Here is a 13,345-nt window from a genome sequence, read left to right on the forward strand (position 1 = left end):
CGGCGAGCAGAGCGGTGATGTGGATGGGGGCCGGCGTGAACGAAGCGGCGAGCACGAGCACCGCGGTCACCGGGAAGCCGATCGCGATCGGACGGCATTCGTTGGTGGGCCCGATGTGCATCAGCCAGACGCTCAGCAGGTAGATCGCGACGGGCACGGTCGTCGCCATGGCGGCGGGCAGCGGGGCCACGTGCCCCGTGTGGGTGTCGTAGTCGACGGCGACTTCGAGACCGGCGCCGAGCGCGGCCGCCGAGGCGAAGATCAGGTAGTGCCCGTAACCCCAGCTCGCCACGGCGAACAGGCTCTTCGCGTTCTGGAGCCGGACGTGTCCCGGTTGGTCGAAGTAGAGCCACCACAGGGAGAAGAGCAGGACGAGCCCCGCCGCGGCGAGGGAGATCAGGCTGCCGGTGTGCTCGCCTTTGTCCAGCCCCTCCTTGATCGCGGTGGTGGCACCGAGGATCGATTCACCCAGCACGATGATCGTGAACAGGCCATAGCGTTCGGCGATGTGATGCGGATGCCAGGCGGTCCACCGCTTGCGTTCGGCGATCATCGGGACGGCGAGTTCGGCGAGCAGGATCAGGAAGAACGACGGCAGGGCCAAGGACTTCGGCAACCCGAGCCGGACGATCCACAGGATCTGGACGATCGTGATGCCGATGGCGTAGCGCAAGGCAGCGGGGCGGCAGGTGGGATCGGTCCTGGCGGCGCGCAGCCACTGCACGACCATCGCGAGCCGCATCAAGACGTAGCCGGCCACCATGATCGTGAAGTCGCCTTCGAAGGCCGACGAGACACCCGCGGCGACGGTCAGCCCTCCCGCGATCTGGACGAGCGTCACCAGCCGATACGGGACGTCGTCGGTGTCGAACGACGAGGCGAACCAGCTGAAGTTCAACCAGCCCCACCAGATCGCGAAGAACACCATCCCGAAGCTGAGCACGCCCTGGCCGATGTGGTTTTCGGCGATCGCGTGGTGCAAGCCGGCCGCGGCCTGCGCGACGGCGACCACGAAACACAGGTCGAACAACAGCTCCAGCGGGGTCGCGACCCGATGTCCTTCCCCGGAATCCCGCATCCTCATCGGCCGGTACCAGACCCGGAGGCGACTCCGCCCCTCAGAATTCTCCGCCATCGGTGCTCCTCCGCATTCTCGAACTCGCGAAGATCTTCGCAGCCCGAAGCGGTTCACACCTGCGGAGAGCGCGCGGCGGGTGGGTCCAGGCCGGGGTGCACCTCCCCAGGCGTCCCCTGCCGGACCCACCCGCGCGAATGCTTCACCGGACTCGGCTCTCAGTGGACGCGAACCGGCTGCCGCCGAACGGTCCCCCGCGGACGCCGACGGCCGTCCACCGGCTCGTGATCACGGTGACCGTTCCTGGAACTCGGACTCGCCATGATCGCTTCGGCCGATCGCTCCATCCCCGAGCGATCGACAGAAATACCACTGTCGGTAGCCAAGACACAGCAGTGAAGGCTCCGTAAGGTCTACCCGGTTGCTCTGAGTAGCGCCAGACTCTGACTGGCTCCGTCACTCGGATGGAGCATCGAGTCTTGCCGACCGTAGTCATCGGCGCGGACCGATGACTCAGCCGCGTTGACTATCGGCGGCAGTGCGGGCGGCTTCCTCCCGCTCAGTGAGCAATCGCCGGTTCCGGCGCGCGCGGAGTTCGATCACGGCCAGTAAAAGCGCCGAACAGGTCAATCCGGCGGCGCACAGCATCGCCGCGGTCAGGGCCGACGGATAACCGCCCTTCGCGCCCAGCACCGCGTGGAAGACCGACGCCAGGACGACGGTGCCGATGGCGGTGCCGATCCGCTGTCCGGTCTGCAACGCTCCCCCGGCCACCCCCGCCATCGACGTCGGCACGCATTCGAGGGTCAGGGTGGTGTTGGGCGAGATGACCATGCCGCCGCCGACGCCGGCGACGAGCAAGGGAACCGCGAACCACCAGCCTGCGGCGGCCCCGGGGTCCTGACCGGCGAGGACGGCGACCGTGACCATCCCGGCGATCACCATGAGCAGTCCGGTGACGGTGAGCTTGCGGCCCCATCTCGGCACCAGCCGTCCCGCGACCGCCGCCGAGACGGCGGAGCCGAGGGCGAAGGAGGTGACGGCGAGCCCGGATTGCAGTGGCGTGTAACCAAGGCCCTGCTGGAAGAAGAGGGCGAAGACCAGCCACATCCCGGTGAAACCGCAGAAGTACAGCGCGCCGACGGCGGCACCCGTGGCGTATCCCGGTGTCTCGGTGAACAGCCGCGTGTCCAGCAGCGGAGGACGGCCGCGCCGCACCATCGAGCGTTCCCAGCGTACGAACGCGAAGCCGAAGACCACCGCGACGACGAACAGCCACCACAGGCTACTGAGGCCGCCTTGTTCGGATTCGATCAACGGAAGCAGCACGCCGAGGACCGCGACACCCAGCAGCATGATGCCGACGAAGTCGATCTCGCCCCGCAGGCTTCTCGCCGGTTTCTCCGCTTTCGGCAGCCATCTCAGTGCCAGCGCGAACGCCAGGATCCCGATGGGCACGTTCACGTAGAAGACCCAGCGCCAGCCTTGCGGATCGCCGAAAACGGCGAGGATCACGCCACCGAGCACCGGCCCGACCGCGGTCGAGATGCCGACGGTGGCACCGAACATGCCGAACGCGCGGCCTCGTTCCGCGCCGCGGAACAGGTCCTGGATCATCCCGCTGTTCTGCGGGGTCATCATGCCCGAGGCGAAACCCTGCAGGAGCCGCGCGATGATCAGCGTCGTCTCGTCCGGCGCCGCTCCGGCGCACGCGCTGGTCAGCACGAACGCGGCAAGCGCGAACAGGAACATGCGGCGGCGGCCGAGCGCGTCGCCGAGTCTGCCGCCGGACACCAGCACCAGCCCGAAGGCCAGCGCGTAGCCCGAAACGACCCATTGGATCCCGCCGCTGGACGCGCCGAGGTCCTTCTGGATCGAGGGCAGCGCCGTGTTGACGATGCTGACGTCGAGCAGGCCCATGAACCCGGCGGCGAGGGAGACGGCGAGCGCCTTCCAGCGCCGCGGGTCGGGTTCGAAGGTGGTCATCAGGTGCTGGCGGCGATCCCGGGGATGCCCTTGAGCTCACCGATCAGCATCGACGTCACCTTGACCGGGTAGTCGTAGAGCGCGAAGACCGTCTGGTTCTTGCCGACCAGCTTGAGATGCACCGGGGTCTCGCCCTTGTGCGCCAGCAGGGTCTGCTTCAGCTCGCTGACCACCGCCTGGTCGAGCTTCTCCGGCGCGGCCAGCAGCACGAGCGGCAGATCTTCGTCCCCGTTGCCGACCTCGGACAGGTCGAGCGGCACCAGTCCGCCGCCGAAGATGGACATCTTGTCCTCGCGCCAGTTGACCCGGCCCTTGACCAGTACCGCGTTGTCTTCGATCAGGTCGGCCGAGAACATCGCGTACGACTTGGGGAAGTAGAGGACCTCGATCGACGCGTCCATGTCCTCGACGGTGCAGATCGCCCAGGGCTCGCCCTTCTTGTTGACCCGGCGTTCCAGCGAGGTGATCAGCCCGGAGATGATCAGCTCGCCTTCCTTCGGCGGATCGGCCAGGATCGCGGCGATGGGGCGAGGCGCGTGTTTGCGCAGGATCCTCTCGGCGCCGTCCAGCGGATGCGCCGAGACGTACAGGCCGAGCATCTCCCGTTCGTAGGCGAGGAGCTGCTTGCGCGGATACTCCTCTTCCCCGAACTTCAGATGCGCGAGCGGCGACGAGGACACCGCGTCCTCCGCGGCGTCGTCCCCGCCGAAGCCGAAGAGGTCGAACTGGCCCATCGCTTCCTGGCGCTTGAGCGGGACCACGGCCTCGACCGCGTCCTCGTGCACCTGGATCATCGAGAGCCGGGTGTTGCCGAGCGAATCGAACCCGCCCGCCTTGATCAGCGATTCGATGACCCGCTTGTTGCAGGCCACGAGTTCGGATTTGTCGAGGAAGTCGGTGAAGGAGGAGTACTTCCCCTTCTCCTCGCGGGTCTTGATGATCGACTCGACGACGTTCGCGCCGACGTTGCGAACGGCACCCATGCCGAAGCGGATGTCGTCCCCGACGGCCGCGAACCTCAGCGCCGACTCGTTGACGTCCGGCGGGAGCACCTTGATCCCGAGGCGGCGGCATTCCGACAGGTAGACCGCGGACTTGTCCTTGTTGTCACCGACCGAGGTGAGCAGCGCGGCCATGTACTCCGGCGTGAAGTTCGCCTTGAGGTACGCGGTCCAGTACGAGATCAGGCCGTACGCGGCCGCGTGACTCTTGTTGAACGCGTAGCCGGCGAACGGGAGGATCGTGTCCCACAGCGCCTTGATCGCCTCGGACGAGAAGCCGCCGGGGACCAGGTCGCTCGCCTTCATCCCGGCCTCGAAGCCCACGAACTCCTGGTCGAGGACTTCCTTCTTCTTCTTGCCCATGGCCCGGCGGAGCACGTCCGCGCGGCCCATCGTGTACCCGGCCACCTTCTGGCCGATGTGCATGATCTGCTCCTGATAGACGATCAGGCCGTAGGTGTCGGCCAGGATCTCCTTCAGGGGCTCCTCGAGCTGCGGGTGGATCGGCTTGACCTTTTGCCGATTGTTCTTGCGGTCGGCGTAGTCGTTGTGCGCGTTCATGCCCATCGGGCCGGGGCGGTACAACGCGCCCACCGCCACGATGTCGTCGAACACCGTCGGCTGCATCCGGCGCAGCAGATCCCGCATGGGCCCGCCGTCCAGCTGGAACACGCCGAGCGTGTCTCCCCTGGCGAGCAGCTTGTACGTCTCCGGATCGTCGACGCCGAGGGTGTCGAGGTCGATGTCGATCCCGCGGTTGGTCTTGATGTTGTCGATCGCGTCACCGATGACGGTGAGGTTCCGCAGGCCGAGGAAGTCCATCTTCAGCAGGCCGATGGCCTCGCACGACGGATAGTCCCAGCCGGTGATGATCGAACCGTCGTCGCGCTGCCACAGCGGGATCGCGTTGGTGAGCGGTTCACTCGACATGATGACCGCGCAGGCGTGGACGCCGGCGTTGCGGATCAGCCCTTCGAGACCACGGGCGGTCTCGAAGATCGTCTTGCACTCTTCGTCGGTCTCGACGAGCGCGCGGACTTCGGCCGCTTCGCCGTAGCGCTCGTGTTTCGAATCGACGATGCCCGAGAGCGGGATGTCCTTCGCCATGATCGGCGGCGGCAGCGCCTTCGAGATCCGGTCCGCGATGGCATAACCCGGCTGGCCGAAGTGGACGCGGGCGGAGTCCTTGATGGCCGCCTTGGTCTTGATGGTGCCGAAGGTGATGACCTGCGCGACCTTGTCGACGCCGTACTTGTCGGTGGCGTAGCGGATCATCTCGCCGCGACGGCGGTCGTCGAAGTCGATGTCGATATCGGGCATCGAGACGCGCTCGGGGTTCAGGAACCGCTCGAACAGCAGCTTCTGCGGGATCGGGTCCAGGTTGGTGATACCGAGGACGTACGCGACCAGCGAGCCGGCGGCCGAACCACGGCCGGGGCCGACGCGGATGCCGACCTTGCGGGCGTAGTTGATGAGGTCGGCGACGATGAGGAAGTAGGCGGGGAAGCCCTTGCCGATGATGACGTCGAGCTCGGTCTCGATGCGCTCGTTGTAGTACGGGTCCGGGACGCCGTCCGGGTAGCGCCACTTGAGGCCGCGCGCGACCTCTTCTCGCAGCCAGGAGCCCTGGTCGTAGCCCTCGGGGACCTCGAAGAACGGCAGGCGGTCCTTGTGCGTGTAGACGTCCTTGTAGGACTCGACGCGCTCGGCGATCAGCAGCGTCGAGTCGGCGGCGCCGGGGACCTCCTTGTCCCAGTACTCCCGCATGTCCGCGGCCGACTTCAGGTAGTAACCGTCGCCGTCGAACTTGAACCGGTTCGGGTCGTTCAGCGTCTTGCCCGCCTGCACGCACAGCAGCGCGGAGTGGGTGTCGGCCTGGTCCTTGGTGACGTAGTGCGAGTCGTTGGTGGCCAGCGGCTTGAGGTCGAGGAGCTTGCCGACCTCGAGCAGGCCTTCACGGACCGACCGCTCGATCGGCAGTCCGTGGTCCATCAGTTCGAGGAAGAAGTTGTCGGCGCCGAAGATGTCCTTGTAGTCCGACGCGGCCTGGATCGCCTCGGTGCGCTGCCCCAGCCGCAGCCGCGTCTGCACCTCGCCCGAGGGGCAGCCGGTGGTCGCGATGATGCCTTGGTGGTTCTCCGCGATCAGCTCGCGGTCCATCCGGGGTTTGCGGTAGTAGCCCTGCATGCTCGCGAGCGACGAGAGCTTGAAGAGGTTGCGCAGGCCGGTGGAGTTCTCGGCGAGCATCGTCATGTGGGTGTAGGCACCACCACCGGAGACGTCACCGCCCTCACCGAACTCGTCGGAGCCGCGCTGGTTGGCCTGTCCCCAGAAGACCGGCTTCTTGTGGAAGCGGCTCTCCGGCGCGATGTAGGCCTCGATGCCGATGATCGGCTTAAGTTCGTGCTTGACCGCCTGCTGGTAGAACTCGTCCGCGCCGTACATGTTGCCGTGGTCGGTCATCCCGACCGCGGGCATGCCGAGACGCGCCGCCTCCTTGAACAAGGGGGCGATCTTCGCCGCACCGTCGAGCATCGAGTACTCGGTGTGCACATGCAGGTGGACGAAGGAATCGTTCGACACCAGCGAAAACCTCCCCTAGGCAGACGGATCCCTGGCTGCGTGACGCGGGCCGGTCCTCCCACCTTATGCGCCGGGTGATCACGGCGCCCGGGCGGGCCGACACCCCGGCGAGGGCAAGTCTCTACCTCCGATCGCCCATCGCCAAGCACCGACGCGGCCCGAGTTCGCGATGCCCCCGGTTCCCCCCGAACGGGGTGCCGGATCAGCTCAGCCGGGCCAGCCGCTCGTCGACCACCTCCTTGTCGAACCACTCCGGGTCGAACCCCTGGCCGCCGAGTTCTTCGATCAGGCCTTCGTTGACTTCGTCGTCCGGGTCGCGCAAGGCGTCCAGCAACATCTCGTAGCTCCGCTCGTCGTCGCAGTCCGCCGGAGGCGCGGCGCGTTCGCCGTCGAGACACCTCGGTGCTTCGGGAAGGGCGACTAACGACTCGACGCGGATCCAGTGCCGCCAGCGCTCCGCCTCGTAGGCGAACCGGTGCCCGGGTGACGTGACGACCTGGCCGAGGGTCACCTCGTCGTCCAGACGGTCGCCTTCTCCACTCAGGATGTCCGCGCCGAACCCGCCGTACGCGGTCTCGAACCGGTGATACTCCCGTTCGGCACGGTCGAACGCGGCCGCGAGGATCCGGTGCAGCCCGGCGAAGGTGACGTCGGAGCGGACTTCGAGCCGTCGCCAGATCGCGTCGTCCGGCTCGGCCAGTGCGACCGCCAGCCGGAGTCCGGTGACCGGCGCGGGTGGGGGCAGGACGAGCGGCAACGGCTCGGCCGTCGGTATGCGCGGCAGCGGTTCGTAGCCGGGAAGACCGAGCCACCGGCGCAGCTGGGCCGCGCGCTCGGGCAGGTCGGGCCTCGGACCTCTGCCCAGTTTCACGAGGTCGGGGATCGTCTCCCGGATCCAGGCGGCGCTATCCGCACTGACGATCAAGGCCGCTTCCACCTGACTTCGGAACTCCTCGGGGGTCAGCGGTGCCTCTGTCACCTGTAAACCGCCGCGAAGGACCGCCCGTGCGTCCGCGGGCACGGGGTGGAGTTCGATCACGTCGGCTTCGCCCCCGTTGACCACCACCTCGACCCCCACCGAGCGTTTGCCCGCGGTCAGGGTGGCCGCGAGGACCACGAGGTCCTGATCCACTCGGCCTTGGACGACGCAGTCCGAAAGCTCGACCGGCCCGTGGAGCAGCTTCGGCCAGCGCTCCACCCTGGCCACGTCCAGAGGCGGACGGGACCGGCGGGAGCGCTGGTTCTTCGGTCTTTTGGCGGGCTTGCGCCCGCGGCTGACGGGGCTCACCAGGTCAGTATCGCCAGCGGCACCGACAGTTTGCGGCCCGGCGAGCAGCCATGATCCAAAAGTGCTTGCCGACCATGGCGCGGATCGGCAGACTGGCCAGCCGCCAAGATCACCGAGCAGCCCGGAGAGTTGATGATCGACCTGCGTGAGATGAACGAACGCGTGATCGCGGAGTTCCGCGCGAACGGCCGCCACGGCGACGGCCTCCCGACGCTGCTGCTCACCACCACCGGTGCACGCACCGGGCGGCGGCACGTGACGCCGATGCTGTTCCTGGCCGACGACGACCGCTACGTGGTCTTCGCGGCCAACGGGGGCGCTCCGGGGCATCCGGACTGGTATCGCAACCTGATCGCGGAGCCGTCCGTCGACGTCGAAGCGGACGGAGAGGCCTTCGCCGCCCACGCGGTCGAGGTCACCGGAGCGGCCAGGGACCGCCTGTTCGCGAAGCAGGCGAAGGCGTTCCCGCGGCTGGCCGAGCATCAGGCGAAGACCAGCCGTCCGTTCCCGGTGATCGCGCTCAAGCGGGTGTGACGGGAGCTGAAGGGCGCTTTCCCCGCATGCGATGCGGGGAAAGCGCCCTTCGCCGCGTGAGATGAGGGGAAGGGCCCCTTCAGCCCGCTGTGACACTGGACACGTGAGTTCCGGAATTCGGTGCCAGCACAGGGCTCTGTGCACCCGAAGGCGCCCAGTACGGCTTTGTATTCCCGTCTAGTTATCCCATCGCCGCCGACCTCGCACGGCGAATGAAGCCCTTAGACCGAACGCTTGACAAAGTGATCGGCCGACCGCACGATTCCGTCCCATGAACCTGTCTGACAGCCAGACAGCCGGACACGGTGGTCCGCGGCGCATCAGCGCGATGGAGGCCGTGCTGGCCCACCTTCGCGGCGCCATCGAACGCGGCGAGTACCCCGTCGGCCAGAAGCTGCCGTCGGAATCCGCGCTCGGCAAGGAGTTCGAGGTCAGCCGTTCGGTCGTCCGCGAGGCACTGCGGGGGCTGCAGGCACTCGGGCTCACCGTGTCCAAAACGGGCAAGGGGACCTTCGTGACCGCCACCGGGCCGGTCGAAAACCCCACCTTCGGGACCTATTCGGCCCGCGACCTGTTCGAGGTGCGGCGCCACGTCGAGATCCCCGTCGCCGGGTACGCGGCCGTGCGCCGCAGCACCGACGACCTCGATCTGCTCGGCCACCTCGTCGAGCGGATGGACCTCGAAACCGACAACACCGCGTGGGTGGCGCTGGATTCGCTGTTCCACATCACCATCGCCCAGGCCTCGGGCAATCCGGTGTTCGGCAAGGTCATCGAGGAGATCCGGGACGCGCTGGCGCGCCAGTCGTCCTTCCTCAACCAGCTGGGCGGCCGCCGCGCGCGCTCGAACATCGAGCACCGCGAGATCGTCACCGCCATCGCCGCCGGCTCCGAAGCGGACGCCGTCGCGGCGATGACCTCCCATCTAGAGCACGTCGAGAACGCCCTCACCACCATCGTGCGGCCCGGCCACACGACGCACCCGGACAAGGACGACTGACACCGTGACCGAACAGACCCTCAGCACGGACGCCGAATCCGTGCCGGTGCCGGCCGACGCCGGTGACGCCGGCTACGACAAGGCGCTGAAGCCCCGCCACGTCAACATGATCGCGATCGGCGGCGCCATCGGCACCGGCCTTTTCCTCGGCGCGGGCGGACGGCTCGCGCAGGCGGGCCCGGCACTGGCGATCGTTTACGCGGTCTGCGGCCTTTTCGCGTTCTTCGTGGTGCGCTCGCTCGGTGAACTCATCCTGTACCGCCCCTCCTCCGGCGCCTTCGTTTCCTACGCCCGCGAATTCATGGGGGAAAAGGGCGCCTTCGTCGCGGGCTGGATGCACTTCCTGAACTGGTCGACGACCGGGATCGCGGACATCACCGCGATCGCGCTGTACGCCCACTTCTGGTCCTTCTTCACCCCGATCCCGCAGTGGGTGCTGGCGCTCATCGCGCTCGCGGTGGTGCTGGCGCTGAACATGGTGTCGGTCAAGCTGTTCGGCGAGATGGAGTTCTGGTTCGCCATCATCAAGGTCGCCGCGCTGGTGACCTTCATGGGGATCGGGATCTTCCTGCTGGTCACGCAGCAGCCGATCGACGGCCAGACACCCGGTTTCTCGCTGATCTCCGACCACGGCGGGATCTTCCCGGCCGGCCTGCTGCCGATGGTGCTGATCGTCCAGGGCGTCGTGTTCGCCTACGCCTCGGTCGAGCTGGTCGGCGTCGCCGCGGGTGAGACGAAGGACCCGCGCAAGATCATGCCGAAGGCGATCAACTCGATCATGTGGCGGATCGGGATCTTCTACGTCGGCTCGGTGGTCCTGCTGGCGATGCTGATGCCGTGGGATTCCTACTCGAAGAACGAAAGTCCGTTCGTCACCGTGCTCTCGCACATCGGGGTACCGCAGGCGGGCAACGTGATGAACCTGGTGGTGCTGACCGCGGCGCTGTCCAGCCTGAACTCCGGTCTCTACTCCACCGGCCGCATCCTGCGCTCGATGTCGCTGGCCGGATCCGCGCCGAAGTTCACCGGCGTGATGAACAAGAACCATGTGCCCTACGGCGGGATCCTGCTCACCTCCGCGGTCTGTGTGCTGGGTGTCGGCCTGAACTACCTCGTGCCGAGCCAGGCCTTCGAGATCGTGCTGAACTTCGCGGCCATCGGCATCCTCGGCACCTGGGCGATCATCGTGCTCTCCCATCTGCTCTTCGTGCGCAAGGCCAAACGCGGTGAAGTGGAACGGCCTTCGTACCGGCTGCCGTTCTCGCCCTACACCGAGATCGCGACGCTGATCTTCCTCGCCGCCGTCGTCGTGCTGATGGCTTTCGACGAGACCGGCCGGATCACCCTGTACTGCCTGCCGATCATCGGGGTCGCGCTGGTGGCGGGCTGGTTCGGGGTCCGCAAGCGGATCAACATGGACGTCTTCGAGAAGACGAAGCTGTGATCCCCGAAATCCGTGTCCCCGCCCACGAACCGCTGGTGCACCTCCTCCGCGACGGAATGGTCGAGGGGGTGCACCACGGTTCGGCCGTGGTCCTCGCGCCGGACGGCCGTGTGCTGTTCTCCGCTGGCGACGTCGAGGCCGCGTTCTATCCGCGTTCGGCGGCGAAACCCTTGCAGGCCACCGCGATGGCCCGGCTCGGGGTGGAGCTGAGCCCGGCGGGGTTCGCCGTCGGCGCGGCCAGCCATTCGGGCGAGGAGATCCACCTGGCGGAGGTCCGCCGGACCTTGGACGGCGCCGGGCTCACCACCGAGGACCTGCGGACTCCCGAAGATCTGCCGTTCGATCCCGTCGAGCGCGACGCCTGGGTGTCCGCTGGGCAGGGCGCGAGCCGGTCGGCGCACAACTGTTCCGGCAAGCACGCGGCGATGCTCGCGACCTGCCGCCTGCACGGCTGGTCCACAAAGGACTATCTGGATCCCGGGCATCCGCTGCAGCGCGCGATCGCGGACTGTGTCGAGAACCTGACCGGGCAACGGATCCCGAAGGTCGCCGTCGACGGCTGCGGCGCTCCCCTGTTCGCGGTTTCGCTGCGCGGGCTCGCCACGGCCGTCGGCAAGATCGCCTCGGCGGCCCCTGGCACTCCGGAAGGTCTTGTGGCCGAAGGGATCCGGAAGCATCCGGAACTGGTGGCCGGTACCCGCCGCGACGTCACCGCGCTCATGCGCGCGGTTCCCGGCCTGATCGCCAAGGACGGTTTCGAGGCCGTCCAGGTCGCCGCCCTGCCGGACGGCACGGCGATCGCGGTCAAGATCGCCGACGGCGGTGACCGCGCGCGGCAGCCGGTGCTCGCCGCCGCCCTCGAACTGTGCGGCGTCGACCGGGACGTTCTGAAGCCGTTCGCCGGGACCACCGGAACCGACGGCCTGCGCGTCACCGGCGCGCTGGCCGAACACCACCTTGCCGCCTGAGGAGCCTTCGATGCACCGTGTTGAACACGATCTGCTGGGAGACAAGGAAGTCCCGGCCGACGCCTACTGGGGTGTGCACACCGCGCGCGCCAGGGAGAACTTCCCCATCACCGGCACCACGATCTCCTCCTACCCCCACCTGATCGAGGCGCTCGCCGCGGTCAAGGAGGCCGCCGCCCAGGCCAACGCCGACCTCGGCCTGCTGAGCCCGGACGTCGCCGACGCGATCCGCCGGGCGTGCCGGGAGATCCGGGAAGGCGCGCTGCACGAGGAGTTCGTCGTCGACGTCATCCAGGGCGGCGCGGGCACCTCGACGAACATGAACGCCAACGAGGTGATCGCGAACCGCGCACTCGAACTGCTCGGGCACGAGAAGGGCGACTACGCCCGCGTCCACCCCAACGAGCACGTGAACCTCGGGCAGTCGACCAACGACGCCTATCCGACCGCGGTCAACGTCGCGACGATCATCGCCGTGCGTGAACTGGCCGAGGCGATGGTGGTGCTGGAGAAGGCTTTCGCCGCCAAGGCCGTCGAGTTCCACGACCTGCTGAAGATGGGCCGCACCCAGTTGCAGGACGCGGTGCCGATGACGCTGGGGCAGGAATTCGGGACCTACGCGGTCATGCTCGGCGAAGACCGGCTGCGGCTCACCGAGGCGGTGACGCTGCTGCACGAGATCAACCTCGGCGCGACCGCGATCGGTACCGGCCTCAACGCCGCGCCCGGGTACGCCGAAGCCGCCGTCGCGCACCTGCGCGAGATCACCGGGCTTCCCCTCGAATCCGCCGCCGACCTCGTCGAGGCGACCCAGGACTGCGGCGCGTTCGTGCACCTCTCCGGGGTGCTCAAGCGGATCGCGGTGAAGCTTTCGAAGAGCTGCAACGATCTGCGGCTGCTCTCGTCCGGTCCGCGGGCCGGGCTCAACGAGATCAACCTGCCGCCGGTGCAGGCGGGGTCGTCGATCATGCCGGGCAAGATCAACCCGGTGATCCCCGAGGTGGTCAACCAGGTCGCGTTCGAGGTCATCGGCAACGATGTCGCCATCACGATGGCGGCCGAAGCCGGGCAGTTGCAGCTCAACGCCTTCGAGCCGCTGATCCTGCACTCGCTTTCGGAGAGCATCACGCATCTGCGTTCGGCCTGCCTGGTGCTGGCGGAACGGTGCGTTTCCGGGATCACCGCGAACGCCGACGTGATGCGGGGCTACGTCGAGAACTCGATCGGGCTGGTGACCGCGCTGAACCCGAGCATCGGGTACGCGGCGGCGACCGAGATCGCCAAGGAGGCGCTGGAGACCGGGCGAGGGGTGGCGGAACTCGTCGTCGAGAAGGGGCTCCTTCCCGCGGAGGAACTGGCGAAACTGCTGAAGCCGGAGACGCTCGCGCGGCTCGGCTGACCGGATCCGCGGGGTGGTACCGGGCGGTCCGCCTCGCGTCATGAGGGGTCCCCATAGGACAAATTTC

9 protein-coding genes (1 of these 9 cut by a window edge) are annotated in these 13,345 nt (G+C 67.6%); 5 read left to right on the top strand and 4 right to left on the bottom strand.

All coding sequences use genetic code 11. The features are described 5' to 3' along the window. The 4 genes from SD37_RS28265 to SD37_RS28280 all read right to left on the bottom strand — a co-directional run. On the bottom strand, positions 1–1,135 hold the 5' portion of the coding sequence (locus SD37_RS28265; RefSeq protein WP_044850776.1) for a low temperature requirement protein A. Its footprint begins 110 nt before the window's first position; only the first 1,135 of its 1,245 coding nucleotides appear in the window; the start codon lies at positions 1,133–1,135; its stop codon lies off the left edge, out of view. 453 nt (positions 1,136–1,588) lie between these two features. Beyond that, entirely contained in the window at positions 1,589–3,061 is a 1,473-nt protein-coding gene (locus tag SD37_RS28270; RefSeq protein WP_044850777.1) for an MFS transporter, read from the bottom strand. Next, positions 3,061–6,645, bottom strand: coding sequence for a DNA polymerase III subunit alpha (gene dnaE / locus SD37_RS28275; protein ID WP_044850778.1), 3,585 nt, complete (start codon positions 6,643–6,645; stop codon positions 3,061–3,063). Before dnaE ends, SD37_RS28270 begins: the two co-directional genes overlap by 1 nt. Positions 6,646–6,847: 202 nt before the next feature. Then, a complete protein-coding gene (locus SD37_RS28280; RefSeq protein ID WP_236725135.1) occupies positions 6,848–7,933 on the bottom strand; it encodes a plasmid pRiA4b ORF-3 family protein in 1,086 nt (361 codons plus the stop codon). Positions 7,934–8,065: 132 nt separating this feature from the next. On the opposite strand from SD37_RS28280, the gene SD37_RS28285 reads away from it, so the two are divergent. From SD37_RS28285 to aspA, 5 genes are all read left to right on the top strand, one after another. Then, positions 8,066–8,467, top strand: coding sequence for a nitroreductase/quinone reductase family protein (locus SD37_RS28285; protein ID WP_044850780.1), 402 nt, complete (start codon positions 8,066–8,068; stop codon positions 8,465–8,467). Between the two features lie 328 nt (positions 8,468–8,795). Beyond that, positions 8,796–9,467: a FadR/GntR family transcriptional regulator gene (locus SD37_RS28290; RefSeq protein WP_037313908.1), complete on the top strand. Its 672-nt coding sequence runs from the start codon at positions 8,796–8,798 to the stop codon at positions 9,465–9,467. 4 nt (positions 9,468–9,471) lie between these two features. Then, positions 9,472–10,911 carry an amino acid permease gene (locus SD37_RS28295; RefSeq protein WP_044850781.1) on the top strand — a complete coding sequence of 480 codons (1,440 nt, stop codon included), beginning with the start codon at positions 9,472–9,474 and terminating at the stop codon, positions 10,909–10,911. Further along, on the top strand, positions 10,908–11,879 hold the full coding sequence (locus tag SD37_RS28300) for an asparaginase (RefSeq protein ID WP_044850782.1): 972 nt from the start codon (positions 10,908–10,910) through the stop codon (positions 11,877–11,879). The genes SD37_RS28295 and SD37_RS28300 overlap by 4 nt, the downstream gene beginning before the upstream one ends. A gap of 10 nt (positions 11,880–11,889) precedes the next feature. Beyond that, complete coding sequence (gene aspA / locus SD37_RS28305; RefSeq protein WP_044850783.1) at positions 11,890–13,278, top strand: aspartate ammonia-lyase; 1,389 nt, start codon at positions 11,890–11,892, stop codon at positions 13,276–13,278. Positions 13,279–13,345 lie beyond the last annotated feature (67 nt).

The sequence above is a fragment of the Amycolatopsis orientalis genome, assembly GCF_000943515.2.
Taxonomy (GTDB): domain Bacteria; phylum Actinomycetota; class Actinomycetes; order Mycobacteriales; family Pseudonocardiaceae; genus Amycolatopsis; species Amycolatopsis orientalis.